The organism is Pseudarthrobacter niigatensis (assembly GCF_030812615.1).
Lineage (GTDB): Bacteria > Actinomycetota > Actinomycetes > Actinomycetales > Micrococcaceae > Arthrobacter > Arthrobacter niigatensis.
This window is the reverse complement of record NZ_JAUSTB010000002.1, coordinates 217,546-232,767: the sequence shown is the minus strand read 5'-3', so window position 1 is coordinate 232,767 and position 15,222 is coordinate 217,546. Positions and strand designations below refer to the sequence as shown.

Annotated in this window: 14 protein-coding genes; 11 read left to right on the top strand and 3 right to left on the bottom strand. The window is 60.9% G+C overall.

The window, feature by feature from the left end; genetic code table 11:
• Window positions 1-22: 22 nt before the first annotated feature.
• Window positions 23-892, bottom strand: coding sequence for a glucose-1-phosphate thymidylyltransferase RfbA (gene rfbA, locus J2T23_RS04150; protein WP_141159994.1), 870 nt, complete (start codon window positions 890-892; stop codon window positions 23-25).
• A 55-nt stretch (window positions 893-947) separates the two neighbouring features.
• Here rfbA and rfbB point away from each other — a divergent pair, with 55 nt between their 5' ends.
• The 4 genes from rfbB to J2T23_RS04130 are packed head-to-tail and all read left to right on the top strand — an operon-like array spanning window position 948 to window position 4,497.
• Window positions 948-1,946: a dTDP-glucose 4,6-dehydratase gene (gene rfbB, locus J2T23_RS04145; RefSeq protein WP_141159993.1), complete on the top strand. Its 999-nt coding sequence runs from the start codon at window positions 948-950 to the stop codon at window positions 1,944-1,946.
• A 3-nt stretch (window positions 1,947-1,949) separates the two neighbouring features.
• Window positions 1,950-3,380, top strand: coding sequence for a sugar nucleotide-binding protein (locus J2T23_RS04140; RefSeq protein WP_307357487.1), 1,431 nt, complete (start codon window positions 1,950-1,952; stop codon window positions 3,378-3,380).
• Window positions 3,377-4,102 (top strand): glycosyltransferase family 2 protein, encoded by a 726-nt coding sequence (locus tag J2T23_RS04135; protein ID WP_141159991.1) that lies wholly within the window; start codon window positions 3,377-3,379, stop codon window positions 4,100-4,102. Before J2T23_RS04140 ends, J2T23_RS04135 begins: the two co-directional genes overlap by 4 nt.
• A gap of 8 nt (window positions 4,103-4,110) precedes the next feature.
• Window positions 4,111-4,497 carry a DUF2304 domain-containing protein gene (locus J2T23_RS04130; RefSeq protein WP_141159990.1) on the top strand — a complete coding sequence of 129 codons (387 nt, stop codon included), beginning with the start codon at window positions 4,111-4,113 and terminating at the stop codon, window positions 4,495-4,497.
• An 85-nt stretch (window positions 4,498-4,582) separates the two neighbouring features.
• Here the strand turns inward: J2T23_RS04130 and J2T23_RS04125 are convergent, their stop codons facing one another.
• Complete coding sequence (locus tag J2T23_RS04125; RefSeq protein WP_141159989.1) at window positions 4,583-5,464, bottom strand: glycosyltransferase family 2 protein; 882 nt, start codon at window positions 5,462-5,464, stop codon at window positions 4,583-4,585.
• Between the two features lie 159 nt (window positions 5,465-5,623).
• On the opposite strand from J2T23_RS04125, the gene J2T23_RS04120 reads away from it, so the two are divergent.
• From J2T23_RS04120 to J2T23_RS04090, 7 genes are all read left to right on the top strand, one after another.
• Window positions 5,624-6,376: a glycosyltransferase gene (locus J2T23_RS04120; RefSeq protein ID WP_141159988.1), complete on the top strand. Its 753-nt coding sequence runs from the start codon at window positions 5,624-5,626 to the stop codon at window positions 6,374-6,376.
• Entirely contained in the window at window positions 6,376-7,311 is a 936-nt protein-coding gene (locus J2T23_RS04115; protein ID WP_307357482.1) for a glycosyltransferase, read from the top strand. The genes J2T23_RS04120 and J2T23_RS04115 overlap by 1 nt, the downstream gene beginning before the upstream one ends.
• A 53-nt stretch (window positions 7,312-7,364) precedes the next feature.
• The gene (locus J2T23_RS04110) at window positions 7,365-8,408 is read left to right on the top strand and encodes a hypothetical protein (RefSeq protein WP_307357480.1); all 1,044 of its coding nucleotides are present in this window, start codon (window positions 7,365-7,367) and stop codon (window positions 8,406-8,408) included.
• A 27-nt stretch (window positions 8,409-8,435) separates the two neighbouring features.
• Window positions 8,436-9,668, top strand: a complete 1,233-nt coding sequence (locus J2T23_RS04105) for a lipopolysaccharide biosynthesis protein (RefSeq protein WP_307357478.1) — start codon at window positions 8,436-8,438, stop codon at window positions 9,666-9,668.
• Window positions 9,665-11,638 carry a DUF6541 family protein gene (locus tag J2T23_RS04100; RefSeq protein ID WP_307357477.1) on the top strand — a complete coding sequence of 658 codons (1,974 nt, stop codon included), beginning with the start codon at window positions 9,665-9,667 and terminating at the stop codon, window positions 11,636-11,638. Before J2T23_RS04105 ends, J2T23_RS04100 begins: the two co-directional genes overlap by 4 nt.
• 149 nt (window positions 11,639-11,787) lie before the next feature.
• Window positions 11,788-12,768 carry a substrate-binding domain-containing protein gene (locus tag J2T23_RS04095; protein ID WP_141159983.1) on the top strand — a complete coding sequence of 327 codons (981 nt, stop codon included), beginning with the start codon at window positions 11,788-11,790 and terminating at the stop codon, window positions 12,766-12,768.
• Window positions 12,765-14,462, top strand: a complete 1,698-nt coding sequence (locus tag J2T23_RS04090) for a DUF2142 domain-containing protein (protein ID WP_141159982.1) — start codon at window positions 12,765-12,767, stop codon at window positions 14,460-14,462. The genes J2T23_RS04095 and J2T23_RS04090 overlap by 4 nt, the downstream gene beginning before the upstream one ends.
• Before the next feature lie 250 nt (window positions 14,463-14,712).
• On the opposite strand, the gene J2T23_RS04085 is transcribed toward J2T23_RS04090, so the two are convergent.
• Entirely contained in the window at window positions 14,713-15,207 is a 495-nt protein-coding gene (locus tag J2T23_RS04085; protein ID WP_307357474.1) for a GtrA family protein, read from the bottom strand.
• Window positions 15,208-15,222 lie beyond the last annotated feature (15 nt).

The following is a 15,222-nucleotide window of genomic DNA, read 5'->3' as shown; positions in this document are numbered from 1 at the left end:
GCCCCTGCTTTCTTGCTCGTGATCAGCGGCCGTGTTCCAACAGGTCGATGAGGTACGAACCATAACCGCTCTTGACGAGGGGTTCGGCCCGCTCACGCAGTTCTTCATCTGTAAGGAACCCCAGGCGCCAGGCAATTTCCTCCGGGGCCCCAATCTTGAGTCCCTGCCGGTTCTCCGTGGTCCGAACGAAGTTTGACGCGTCGTTCAGGTCATTGAAAGTTCCTGTATCCAGCCAGGCCGTGCCCCGTGGAAGAATCTCAACCTGCAGTTTGCCGCGCTCCAAGTAAGTACGGTTGACGTCGGTGATCTCAAGCTCTCCCCTGGCGGATGGCTTGAGGTTCTTCGCAATATCCACGACGTCGTTGTCGTAGAAGTAGAGTCCCGGCACCGCGTAGTGGCTCTTCGGTTCGGACGGCTTCTCTTCCAGCGAAACGGCTTTACCGTTTTCGTCAAACTCCACGACGCCATAGGCCTTCGGGTCTGCCACCCAGTAGCCGAATACTGCCCCACCATCGATATTTTCAAATCGCCGCAACTGCGTTCCCATGCCGTGCCCGTAGAAGATGTTGTCGCCTAGGACAAGGGCTACGCTGTCGTCGCCGATGTGCTCAGCACCGAGAACAAATGCCTGCGCTAGGCCATCAGGTGAAGGCTGCTGCTTGTAGGTGATGGAAACACCAAACCGGGAGCCGTCACCGAGGAGTCGCTCAAACTGCTCGGCATCATGGGGAGTGGTGATAATCAGGATGTCCCGGATGCCCGCGAGGATCAACGTGGAGAGCGGGTAGTAGATCATCGGCTTGTCGTACACCGGGACCAACTGCTTACTGACGCCCAAAGTGATGGGATGGAGCCTCGAGCCGGTACCGCCGGCGAGTATTATTCCGCGCATGCACCCATCTTTCCTTTAGCTAAGTGCAGCGGCAAATCCGGTAGTCTTGGGAATTATGCAGCGACTTCTTGTTACCGGCGGCGCCGGCTTCATTGGCTCAAACTTTGTCCACTACGTTATTGAGAACACGGAAGACCATGTCACTGTTCTGGACAAGTTGACCTACGCCGGCAACCTTGCATCGCTGCAGGGCCTTCCAGCAGACCGCTTCTCATTCGTCCAAGGCGATATTGCCGACCCCGCACTCGTGGACGGGCTCGTTGCCGAAGCAGATGTGGTGGTCCACTACGCAGCGGAATCGCACAACGACAATTCCCTGCACGACCCCCGGCCCTTCCTCGACACCAACATCATCGGTACCTACACCCTCATCGAAGCTGCACGGAAGCACAGCAAACGCTTCCACCACATCTCCACGGACGAGGTCTACGGCGATCTCGAACTCGACGATCCCGAGCGTTTCACGGAACAGACCCCTTACAACCCGTCCAGCCCGTACTCCTCCACCAAGGCCGGGTCCGACCTCCTGGTCCGCGCGTGGGTTCGCTCATTTGGGCTTCAGGCAACCATCAGCAACTGCTCCAATAACTACGGTCCCTACCAGCACGTGGAAAAGTTCATCCCACGGCAGATCACCAACGTGATCGACGGCATCCGGCCCAAGCTCTACGGCAAGGGGGAAAACGTCCGGGACTGGATTCACGCCAATGACCACTCCTCGGCCGTCCTCGCCATCATTGCGAAAGGCCGCATCGGGGAGACCTACCTGATTGGCGCCGACGGCGAGAAGAACAACAAAGACGTCGTTGAACTGATCCTCAAGCACATGGGCCAGGCCCCGGACGCCTACGACCATGTGGTGGACCGTGCTGGTCATGATCTGCGGTATGCCATCGATTCAACAAAGCTGCGCACCGAGCTCGGTTGGGAACCTCGGTTCTCAAACTTTGAGACCGGCATCGAAGACACCATCGCCTGGTATAGGGATAACGAGGACTGGTGGCGCCCCCAAAAGGCCGCCACGGAGGCCAAGTACAAGGAACAGGGCCAGTAAGGCATGTCCATCGAGTTCTCTAAAATGCTCGCCGTCCACGAAACGCCCATTCCCGGCGTCGTTCTCTACGACCTTCCTGTCCACGGCGACAACCGCGGCTGGTTCAAGGAAAACTGGCAACGGGAAAAGATGGTTGCACTCGGCCTGCCGGACTTCCGGCCCGTACAGAACAACATCTCCTTCAACGAGAAGGCGGGTACTACCCGGGGGATCCACGCAGAGCCCTGGGACAAGTTCATCTCGGTCGCCACGGGACGGATTTTCGGAGCATGGGTGGATCTGCGCCACGGACCCTCGTTTGGTGCCGTGTTCACCGCCGTGCTCGATCCAAGCCAGGCGATCTTTATTCCACGCGGCGTCGGCAATGCTTTCCAGACTCTTGAAGATTCGACGGCTTACACGTACCTCGTCAACGACCACTGGTCCGCAGACGCGCAAGGTCAATACACGTTCCTGAACCTGGCGGACGAAACCGTCGCCATCGAATGGCCCATCCCGCTCTCCGACGCCGAATTATCCGAAAAAGACAAGGCCCACCCCCGCCTGGCCGACGTCGTGCCGATGCCACCGAAGAAGACCTTGGTGGTCGGGGCGAACGGGCAGTTGGGCAAAGCACTGCGGAAACAGTACGGCGGCGACTCTTCCGTCGAGTTCGCATCGCGCGGTGAGTTCGACCTTGGCAGCCCGGATGCTTTCCTGGCCCGCAATTGGAAGAACTATTCCACCGTCGTGAACGCGGCTGCCTACACGGCCGTCGACGCTGCGGAGACCCCCGATGGCCGGGCGGCCGCCTGGGCAACCAATGTGACCGCGATGACGCAGCTTGCGAGAATCGCCATTGAGCATGACCTCACGCTCGTACACGTTTCCTCCGACTATGTCTTCGACGGAGCCAAGGAAGTCCATGCCGAAACGGAGGCATTCACCCCGCTGGGAGTCTACGGGCAGACAAAAGCAGCCGGCGACGCTGTCGTCAGCGTGGTTCCCCGGCACTACATCGTCCGCACGAGTTGGGTTATCGGGGAAGGCAACAACTTCGTTCGCACCATGGCCTCACTCGCGTCGCGTGGAGTAGAGCCTTCTGTAGTGAACGATCAGTACGGGCGCCTCAGTTTCACCGAAGATATCGCCGCTGGCATCCGGCATCTGCTGGAAACAGCGGCACCGTATGGCACGTACAACTTGAGTAACGACGGCGAGGCGCAGTCGTGGGCCGACATTGCGGCAGACGTCTACGAGCTGGCTGGCAAAAGCAGGTCCTCAGTGACCGGCGTAAGCACCAAGGAATACTTCGAAGGGAAGGATGCTGCGCCCCGACCGCTTAACAGTGTCCTTGACCTGTCCAAAATCAAGGCTGCCGGCTTCGACGCACCCGCAGCGGGGCTGCGTCTGACCGAGTACGTCAATTCGACCATGAGCGGATTTTCAGCATGACCGAAGCACGCCACGACACTCTTGTCATCATGCCGGCTTGGAATGAGTCGGAGGCGATCGGCAACACCATTGCGGAAGTCCTTGAGTTCGGACCGGCCTGCGATGTGTTGGTGGTGGATGATGGCTCCCGGGATGATACCGCCCGGGTTGCGCGCGCCGCCGGTGCCACGGTCGTTCAGTTACCGTTCAACATGGGCGTCGGCGGCGCCATGCGCACTGGATTCAAATACGCCAAGGCGCACGGATATAAGCAAGTCATCCAGGTGGACGCGGACGGTCAACACGACCCCCGGGACATCAAGGCGGTCCTGGACGGACTGCGTGACGCCGACATCGCCATTGGTGCCCGGTTTGCAGATGCCGGAAACTACACCGTGCGCGGTCCCCGGAAGTGGGCTATGAACGTCCTGGCCTGGACGATATCCCGGCTGGCACGGACGAAGCTTACCGATGTGACCTCTGGTTTCCGCGCAGCGAATGCCAAGGCCATCCGCCAATATCTGGACCATTATCCCGCCGAGTACCTGGGCGACACGATTGATTCACTGGTCGTGGCAATACGTTCGGGCTGCACTGTCCGGCAGGTTGGCGTTTCAATGAGGGAGCGTCAGGGCGGCACCCCGAGCCATGACCCCATCAAAGCCGCTATCTACCTCGGCCGCTCAGGAATGGCGCTCTTGTTCGCGCTGACGCGCAAGAAATCCACACCTTCCACCAACTAGGATTCCACATGTCTCTCCTCATGGGCTCCATCGTCGTCGTGGCGATTCTCTTCTTCGTCTTCGAGATGCTGCGAAGGCAAAAGCTGCGCGAGAAGTACGCCGTTCTCTGGATTGTCATCGGCATAGGCACGCTGCTGTTGGCCGCTTTTCCCGCGCTGCTCGAGCAAGCAAGTGGCTTGCTCGGAATCCAGGTTCCGGCGAACCTCCTCTTCATCACCACCCTGGTCCTCCTTGTCGGTGTATGCCTTCACCTGTCCCGTGAGCAGTCGCAGGCCGAGGATGAGGTGCGCATCCTTTGCGAAGAGGTGGCCTTGTTGAAGGTGGAGCTTTCGGCACTGCAGCAAAGCGTCGGGTCACGCCCGCGACAGGACGGAACCACCGGCCCCGCTGCGTAGCAGGAGCACTTCCGCGCGACTGGCCAAGTGGACCAAACAAAAAAGGGAGCGACCCCGCGGGGCGCTCCCTTTCCTATGCAATCGGTCAGCCGAAGATGTGCTTTGCCAGCCGTGGGAGGGAGTCCACCTTGCCCATGGCCACGGACTTGACCACCAAGGATGCAGCATTCAGCCGCGAGGTGGTGTGGAAGGACGCTGCACGGGCAGCGCGGTTCCAGCCAAGTTCCTTAAACCGGGCGGCCTGCCCCTCAAAGAAGCGCCGCTCCTCATCAAAGCGGCGGCCGTCCAGGGCACGCACGGAAGAATCCGACGCCGAGTGCCTCCGGTACAGGAAGGACAACGTGGGGTCCACCACCAGGGAACCGCCTTCTGCCGCTATGTCCAGCAGCAAGGCAAGGTCCTGAACGACGTCCAGGCCGTCGGTGAAGCCGATCCGCACGATGGTCTCCGACCGCCAGGCCAGCGACGGAAAGTAAGCCCAGTCAGCACGTACCAGGCTGGTAGCCATCTGCTCACCCTTGAGCTCGATCCGCTCGCGGGTCTTCGGGGCGTAGGCCTTTTTGACGGCATCAGCCAGGGGGATGCAGGCTATGCCCTTTTCATCAATGACCTGGACGCCCGGCTGGACGACGCTGGCATGCGGGTAGGTCTCGAACGCATCCACTACGACGTCCAGGTAGTTGGGCAGCATGACATCATCTGCGCCCATGATGACCACATACGGTGACTCGACCATGGTCAGGGCCTTGCGGTAGTTGCCGTTGGCGCCCAGGTTTTTCTCGTTCTTGAGGTACGTAACGCGAGTGTCAGTGATGGTCGAGAACCAGCGTTCCGGTTCGGGGTCCGGGTAGCCGTCATCGATCACGATGAGCCGCCAGTCCTCGTTCTCCTGGTTCATCACGCTTCGGGCTGCGAGCTTCATCTGATCGACATCGCCGTAGTAGGGCAGCATTACGTCAACGGTCATGGACCTGGGATTCCTTCCGTGGGCTCCGCTCGAAGAACTCGGCGGCTTCCCCACGATTATAGTTGACGGGCCCCTGTCGGGCCCGCCAGGCACGGCTTGCTAGACTGCTTGGGGTCCTGCCCGCCCCGCTGGCACCGCCCGGAGTGAGGAGAATTACTTTTGGAGCCCACAACCACACGGCCGCGCATCAGTGTTTGCATGGCTGCCTACAACGGCGCCCGCCACATCAGCGAGCAAATCGAGTCGATCCTTCCCGAACTCGGCCCCCACGACGAAGTCATTGTCGTCAATGACTGTTCCACGGACAACACTGCTGCCATCGTCGCCGCTGTCCCGGACCGTCGGATCCGGCTGATCAATGCCGAACATAACCATGGCTATGTTTCAACGTTTGAAAAAGCACTCGGGGAGGCACAGGGAGAGTTCGTTTTCCTGTCGGACCAGGACGATGTATGGCTCCCGGGCCGGGTGGAACGCATGATTTCGGCCTTGGACGGCAAGAGCATGGTGGTGAGCAACTGCAGGCACTTCGACGGAAAACCCGGCTCATTCCACGAAATTCGTTTACGGGCCAAGGATTCCACCCACCACCTGCGCAACCTTCTGGGCATTGTGGTCGGTTACCGCCTCCACTGGGGTTGCGCGATGGCCGTCCGGCGGAACCTTTTGGCACAGGCACTGCCGTTCCCCCACTACATGAACGAATCCCATGACCAGTGGCTTGCCACCGTGGGCAACGTCAACCGCTCCATCGTCTACATGGAAGAAGACACCATCCTGCACAGACTTCACGGCGAGAACCTGACGCCCCACGGCATCCGCTCAGCCTCAAAAATAATTCGTGCACGAATGGCTTTCCTGCGCAACGTCTACGTTGCAGTACGGCGCTCGCGTCAGGCGAGGAAGGCGTGATGGTCCAGTCTGGCCCGGAGCCGACCAGCCCCCACCCCGATGTGTGTGGAGTCGTATCTGCCTATAACCCCGGTGCAGAAAATGTTGCCAACGTAAAGTGGCTGTTGGGCTTCGTCTCCCATGTCGTGGTTGTCGACGACGGCTCGAGCGACGATGTATCGCAGGCCTTGGCAGAGATGGAGCAGGCAGGTGCCGTTGTTCTGCGCCTCGGAATCAATTCCGGGATCGCCAAGGCCCTGAACACGGGAATCAAGGAAGCACTCGAGCGCTGGAACCCGGAGTGGATTGTCACCATGGACCAGGACTCCAGGTTCACTGGAGACTACATCCGTGCCGCTCTCGCTACTGTCGAAGCGTCTAGTGACCCGCACAGTGTAGGCATGGTGTGCGCGGAGTCGCACAATCATATTCCCCTGCCCGTATGGGGCAGCCGGGATGAGCCCCAGATCTTCGACCCCATGACCAGCGGCACACTGGTGCGGGCACGCACGTTCGATGCAGTTGGCCTCTTCGACGAAGGGTTCTTCATCGATTGCGTGGATTCTGAATTCAATGCGCGACTCCGGGAACACGGCCTCCGTGCACTGGCAGGACGGGGCTGCAATCTTGAGCACAGCCTGGGCAGTGCACGGCCGATGAAGATTCTCGGCTGGCACGCGCACATTGGGGCCAAAAAGCTGTACATCTACTACCACGCACCGTTCCGGGTCTACTACATCACCCGGAACTCGCTGACACTCGCGCGCCGGTATGCATTGAAACAGCCGGTCTGGGTCCTGCGCAGAATATACATGGAAATCCAAAGCAACGTTGTGCGCTTCGGATTTGGTCCGAACAGGCGTAAGCACGCGGTAGCCGCGGCGGCCGGCATCCGCGATGCCCTTCATCAGCGGATGGGCAAGATAGACGACGCCCTCGCGGCCCGCCTACGCTAGTCGCCGGTTCCCTCATTCCCCTGCACTGCCCGGTCAACATCGAAAGAATATTCATGACCACTAACTCAGGATCAATCTTTGTCCTCTATCACCGCGGCTTGCGTACAGGAGGGCCGGAAGCCCTCCATCAGCTGGTCGATATGCTGCGTGAGCTCGGGCAGGACGCCTATCTGGTCCCCCATCCGCACACGGCAGGCAATGACCGCGTGGAGCAGTACGACATCTACGATGCCCCGGAGGCAGCTGAAATCGTCGATACCGCCGAAAACGTGGTGGTCTATCCGGAGACCTACGTCCATGAGATGTCCCACATCAAGCAGGCCCGGCGCATGTGCTGGTGGCTCAGTATCGATAACTCGCTGACCTTCATGGCCGAGCGCATGTGGTACCGGAATACGGCTGGCCTGTTTGAAAAGGCAAAGGAAGCCGCAGTTCCTTTCGCCCGTATGTGGAAGAACGGCGTGACGCCGGCAAAACTGCGCACCGATAAGGATGTCATCCACCTCGTGCAGTCCTCTTATGCGTGGGCCTTTGTAGCCACCAGATTGGACGTGGTGCCATCCTTGGTTTCCGACTACACCCCCACCGGGGAATTCCAGGCCACGGCCACCGCCGAGCGCAACCGCCAACTGGTTACCTACAATCCCGCCAAAGGCGGACACATCATCGACGCGGTGAAGGCGGCCAGCCCGCCCAGCATTGAATGGCAGCCAATTGTCGGGATGACCCGCGCCGAGGTAGTTGCGACCCTGCAGCAATGCGGCGTCTATTTGGACCTGGGGCACCACCCCGGTAAAGACCGCATGCCTCGGGAGGCAACGCTTTCCGGCGCCCTGACAATCGTGGCGCGTCGAGGGTCAGGCGCCTTCTACGCTGACGTTCCCATTCCCTGGGAACACAAAATCACGCCGGGAGACACCGAGGTTGCCACCGCTGCAGCCATGCTTCCGCAGCTCATCGCCAACTTCGAGCAGGAAGTGGCAAAACAAGACAGCTACCGGGAAACCATCCTCAACGAACGTGCCCGGTTCAAACAGGAGGTTGAAGACGTCTTCGTTAACGGCCGTTTGGGCAAGGATGCCTATGACTATGCGTAGTCGCCGCATCGCGGCGGAGACCACGACATGATCAAAAGGATCGCGGCCTTCGCCGGATTGCCGCTGCTCGCCTCGCTTGCGTCGTTCATCCTCTTGCCCATCATCGCCAGGGTCGGTGGAGCACCGGCCTGGAATTCCTTGGCCGTGGGCCAGGCCGTCGGGGCAATCGCGGCCATTGTCATCGGTCTTGGGTGGCCATTGACAGGTCCTGCCGCCGTCGCCTCGCAAAGCGACCCCATTACGCGGCGCCGGCTCTACGCCACTAGTTTCGTCACCCGATTCTTTGTCTTCGTCTGCGCCATTCCCCTTATGGCAGCCGCCCTCTCATTCACGGGCGTGAGAGAGCAGTTCTGGGTCGCTTTCCTAATGGCCTGTGCCCAAGCGGCCGCAGGGCTCACCCCGGCCTGGTACTGCATAGCGACAGGGCACGCCGGCAGGATTGCTAAATACGACGTTATTCCCCGCATGGTCGCAACCCTGGGCGTTATCCCGCTCTTGTTCGCGACCGGTGAGATCTTCCTCTACCCCCTGGCACTTCTGCTGCTTGGCCTGGCGGGAACCTTGTGGTTCAACAAGGATCACGCTGAACGGACAGACTTCCACGGGCTGACTCCCCGCGCAGTAATTCGGGAAATCTGGGAGCTGAGGGGCGGGGCAGGCGTGACCGTCGCGGCAGGAGCCTACGCCTCTACTCCGGTCCTCGTGGTGCAGTTTGCTGCCTCCACTTCCGGGTTGGCTGCGTTCGTATCAGCGGAGAAGCTGTACCGCATTGGTCAACTTGCGACTGCCGCATTGGGTAACAGCCTCCAAGGCTGGGTCAACGAGTTCGGCTCGGACCACAAGGAGCGGCGAAGGTTCTCTCTCCTGGCTTTGTCAGTCCTGGGCGCAGCAGGCTGGCTGATCCTGGCCCTCCTGGGCCCGTGGGCCAGCGCCACCATTTTTGGGTCAGCTTTGGCGGCTGACTTTTGGACCTGTTTCTGGTTCGGCCTGTCGTTCCTCCTCGTCTGTATAACAACTTCTACAGGAGCCCACTGGCTGGTACCTGCCAAACAGATGCGGGTGGTTTTCTCCAGCACTATTGCAGGAGCCATCGTCGGGCTCCCGGCCATGGTCATCCTGGCGCATCTGATGGGCGGCCCGGGCGGGGCGCTGGGGTTAGCGGTGGGAGAAATTGCGGTGACCCTCATACAGCTGCGCGCCATCATCCGGTTGATGCGGGAGCCGTCACCGAAGGACAGGACTGAGGAAATACCGTCGTGAACTGGCTGACCATCCTTCCGGCGTCGGCAGCGGCAATTCTGCTCCTTTATGTTCCCGGCGCCGCCATCGCATCCTGCCTCAAGTTCCGGTTGGGCGGGATCCTTGGCATCGCCCCCCTGCTCTCAACAGCAGCCGCCGGATTTGCCGGAGTCCTCGGCGGCCTGCTCCACGTGCCCTGGAGCATCCTGCCTTATCTCCTCGTCAGCGCGGTTCTCGCCGCCGGAGCATTGGTCCTGACCCGTGGCGTTCCTTGGCGACTGACAACCCCCCACTGGCGGAAGTACTTGCCCTTCGCTGCACTTGCCCTCGCGACGTTGCCAATGACGTGGCGGTTTATCCAACTGGTGGGATCGCCGGCCCACCCGTCGCAAGTCTTCGATAATGTCTTTCACCTAAATGCCATCCGCTTCATCCTCGACAGTGGAAACGCCTCGTCACTGACTCTGGCGTCGATCCAGGGCGTGCAGGGCCTTGACGCGGTCTATCCCGCGGCGTGGCATTCTATTGCTGCCCTCCTGGTGCAGCTTGCTTCAGTGGATATTCCTACTGCTGAGAACGTTCTGAACCTGGTCATTGTCGTGCTCCTCTGGCCTGCCTCCTGTCTGTTCCTCGTCGCCAAGACCATCTCGCGCAGGCCGGCGGCCCTCATCATCGCTGCAGTGATCGCCGGCACACAAGTTGCCTTCCCCTACCTCATGATTGTCTGGGGCCCTTTGTTCCCCTACTCCATGGCCCTCAGCATGATGCCGGTTGTGATTGTCGAACTCGCAGCGCTGGTCCGCATCGGGCGGACGCGGACGGAACCACTTCTCAGCTGGGCAGCGGCGCTGGTGTTATCGCTGGCAGGTCTCGCATTTGCCCACACGAGTTCCATCAACATCACGGTGGCCCTTGGCCTTCCGATCCTCGCCATTTTGTGGTGGCGGATCATGCCGCGCCGGGAGATGCTGCGGGTGAACCCCGCCGGAGCCTGGTTGTTCCTTGCCGGGACCGTCGGGATCCTCGCGGTTGCCGCGGTCCTGTGGTTGAAGTTGCGCCCTGCCCCCTATGACAACTGGGGACCAACCGTGAAGCCGGGCGCCGCCGTCGGGGAAATACTCACAGCCAGCACGATGCAATCAGCCATACCGGCCGTAGTGGTTTCCATCCTGTCGGTCTGCGGTCTCCTCACCACCTTCAAGGTACGGAAGTGGCGCTGGATGGCTGCGTGCTACGCCGTACTCGGAGGGCTCTATATCGTTGCGGCGTCGTTCCCGAAAGGCAGCATCCGGGACATCCTGATCGGCACCTGGTACCAGGACACCTACCGCCTCGCGGCCCTCCTGCCGCTTCTTGTGACCCCGCTTGCCGTCATCGGAGGTCTGCGTCTGTGGGATTCAACCCGTTCCTCCCGCCCAGGCACGCGGACGTGGCAGGTATGGGAAGCTTCCATCGACCGGACAGGTGCGAGCGGGAAAACAGTACTGTCCACAGCAGCTATGGTGGTTTTCGCCCTCCTGGCTTCGTTCGCAGGCCCGCTGAGCCACTACATCAACGGCGCCTCGTCCGTTTACCGCTTCGACGCACAATCGGAGCTCCTGACACCGGATGAGCTTGCTTTAATACAGCGGCTCCCGTCCCGCGTCCCTTCCGATGCAGTCATAGCTGACAATCCGTGGAACGGGAGTTCACTCGCATATGCCTACACCGGCCGCCGCGTCCTGACAACTCACCTGTTTACAACGGACGACCCTGATACGGAACTGATTAATCAAAAGCTCGGAGAGGCCGCGGACAACCCTGCCGTCTGCGCGGCCCTGCGCAATAAAAACGTGCAGTACGTCCTGGATTTTGGGGCCCGTTACCTGATCGACCTGCCAGGGTCCGAAAAATACCCGGCGTTGACCAACCTTGCGCCGGGAAACGGATTAACCCTGGTGGATTCGCAAGGCCAGGACGCACGGCTATACCGGATTTCCGGTTGTGAATGAGTGTGCCCTTCACCGGCGTGGCGACGGCCGTGCCCATACTTGCAGTGCTTGACCACTAGGCTGGATAGGTGATTCCCGTTTCTCGACGAACTAAAATCGGTGCCGCTGTTGTGCTGTCCGCACTCCTGCCCCTGTCTGCATGCGCAACCATGCCTCCGGGGACAATCGAGGGTGCCCTGACCGGAATTGGGAGCAATGCAGGCCAGGGAGCTGTCAGTGCGTGGGGCCTCGCGTGGGGAAGCACGGTGAAGGGAACCTACGTCAGCTACTCCCCCGACGGGTCTGCGGCAGGGCTTAAAGCATTCCAGGACGGGCAGGCCCAGTTCGCTGTTGGTTCCGCCCCGCTCGCGGAAACCGAGGCTTCCGCAGTCCGGGGAATGTGCACATCCGAGGGTGCCATGTCCATAGCTGCCGGTGTGCTGCCCGTGGGTGTGGCCGTCAAGCTCAAGGGCGTCAACGATCTAATCCTGGATGCGAAAACCCTGGCGCAGATCCTTCAGGGGGCCGTCACGCGCTGGAATGACCCTAAAATAGCGGCACTGAATCCGGAGACCACCCTCCCCGACGTGGCTATCACCGTTCTCGTACAGGAAGGGCCCTCGGATACTGTCCGCCCGGTTAATTCCTACCTCAGAGACGCGGGAACCGACTGGAACGCGCCCGCCGAGGACCGATGGCCGGGCAGTGTAAAAGGTCAGGTCCAGTCTCCCCCCTTGGATCTCGCGAACAAGCTGGACGACACCAACGGAGGCCTGTCGATCCTTGATGGAAGCATCATCGGGAACAGGTTCATCGCTGCCCAGCTTGTTTTCGATGGCAAGCCCCGGCGGCTCCAGGCATCCTCGGTGGTCGACGCTGTGTCCACCGGTAACGTTACCGCGTCATCAACCGCAGTCACCCAGGCACTCGATGGGCGCTCGGGTTATGGCCTGGCCACCGTTATCTACCTGTACATGTGCAGGGAGTATACCGACGAAAATATGGGCCGGCTGGCCCGCTCGTTCGGTGAAAGCGCACTCAGCGAAGAAGCACAAAAGAACGCGAACGCATTCGCCTTCGTCATGTCGCCAAGCAAAAGGGCGGTGAACGAAGGGCGCGCCCTCGTCAATGCAATTGGAGACGGACAGTGAGTTTATTCCTAAGAAGTGTTCGCGCGCGTTCCCTTCCCCGACCCCTTCCCACCTTCGCTCTCCTGACTGCCATCTTCTTCCTGCTGTTTGGGCTGTGGTCCCTGGCAACACCCTTGATGGGCGTCCCCGACGAACCGGCTCACACCATCAAGGCAGCAGCCGTGGTTCGGGGGCAGGTTCTGGTTGAGGACGGCACATCATTTGGCCACGGCGTCCACGTCCGCGTTCCCAACTACATCGCCAGTCTTCATGCCCAGAGCTGCTACAAGTTCAACAGGGCACAGGCAGCCGACTGCGCAGCGCCCATCTATGTGGACGATACGTTCACGAACATCGGCGTCACGTCAGCAGGCTCCTACAACCCGATGTACTACTGGATAGTAGGGCTTCCTACCTTGTTCATGTCCGGCGCACCCGCAATCTACGGCATGCGCCTGGTCAGCGCGCTCTTGTGCGCTGTGTTCTTCGCCGCTGGGTTCACTGCCTTGACGGAGCTGAGGCGGCCAAAGTACGCCGTCCTTGTCGCAGCCCTTGCCATGACGCCCATGGTCCTGTTCCTCGGCGGAGGAATCAACCCCAACTCATTGGAGATTGCGGCCACGATGGCTGCCTTCTCAGGTTTCGTCGTCGTTCTGGACAACCGAAGGGGCACAAGGCGCGTGCTGCCCGCCCTGGCCACCGTCGCGGCCGCGACGGTGGTGCTGGCCAATGCGCGGCAAATATCGCTGGTGTGGCTGCTGTGCGCCCTCGTCGTAGGGGTTTGCTCCTTCCGTCTCCGCAGGGTCGGGACCGTCTTCAGGGACCGGCGGGTCCTCACGGCGGTAGCACTGGCCGTTCCAGGGGCCCTGCTGGGACTGCTGTGGATGTACATCGCAGCGAACGGCCCCGCCAACGTCGGCGTTGCTCCTGAGGGCATTGCCAGTCCGCACCCCGACGCCCCCCTCTACAGGGGCTTCATGATCATGCTTGACCAGACCTACGACTTCTTCCCGCAATACATTGGGACCATGGGCTGGCTGGACACGCCGGTCCCCGAGCTGGTTGCCCTTGTCTGGGGCGGCCTCATGATTGCAGGCCTGGTGGTCCCCTTCTGCGTCCGCCCGCTGCGGAACTGGACAGGTTACTGGGTGGCGCTCGCCATGCTGTACCTGGTCCCCGCGCTCCTGCAAACCGCGTTGTGGCGCGGGATGGGATTCATCTGGCAGGGCCGCTACACGCTTCCCTTGGTGGTAGTCCTGTTCATCAGTGTCGGACTTGGCCTGCGCAAGCTGCGATTCCCCGGCGGGGCTCTGGCGTTGCGCATTTCCAGGGTCTTCTTTTGGCTCATCGTCGCGTGCCACACGCTCGCCTTTGTCTATGTTCTGCGCCGCTACGTCGTCGGCATCAGCGAGATAGCCAACTGGCAGACGCTGTTTTCGTCACCGCACTGGCAGCCGCCCCTGGGCTGGCTGCCCCTTACCATCCTGTACCTGCTCGTGACAGCGGTCGGAGCCCTGCTCCTCTTCCGGTACCTCCACCCGGGGAGCCCGCTGGTGAAGGGGCCCCTGTCCCTGGACGGCGGAGCCCGGTCGAATTCAGGCCCTGAGTCAGGTATAACGGAGGAAATCACCGGTCGGGAGCCTGCACCGTCCGGTACCGCTGCTGTGGCTGAAGCGCAGATGAGCTCCGGCGAGAGCCTGCGGCCGGGAAAATAAACTGACCCGGGCCATCTCTGCGGACATGGGGACTTTACTTACGGGGCATCCGTGTGCCGCCCGTTATCAATGGATTACCCTTCAAACTGCCTGCCCGGTATCGAACGGCGGGCAGGCAGTTTTCGGGCAGCCGCACTGAGTCTTGGTCAGCCGTCCTGCAGGCCTGTCTCCTACACGGCGATTTCGCCGGACAAAATTAGGCGCGCCGGCCAGCGGGGGTGGAAGCCAGCAGCGCACCACCCGCGTTTTCTTATGAGCGCGTCTCTTCCGGTGAACGGGTCTCTTCCGGTGTACGCCGGAAAATCCAGTGCCGGTACAGGAAGTAATTCCACGCCGTCGTAAGGATGGTGGCAGCTGTCTTGCCAATGACGTAGGTCCAGCCCACGGCGTCGAACCCAGTGACGATGAGGTCGCTGACCAGGATGTTGACGATCACCAGCAGGACGTACTTCAGCGCACTGATGCTGCCGCTGTTGTTGGCGCGGAACGTGAACAGGCGCTGCAGGAGGAAATTGAAAACCAAGCTCACGATAAACGCGATTGGAGTCGCTATCCAGAGCGGGACATCGAAAATTTCGTGGAGGATGGCCAACAGCCCGAGGTCCAGGGCAAACGAAACGCCGCCAACAAGCAGGAACCTGACCACCGGGTGCCGGTAGAGCCCCATGACCATCCCCGGAACAGCTGGAGCAGCGTCGACGGGGGTTTCCGCTGATGAAGACGTGCCTGACGGCGGTGTTGGCATGGGTGGGTGATCCTC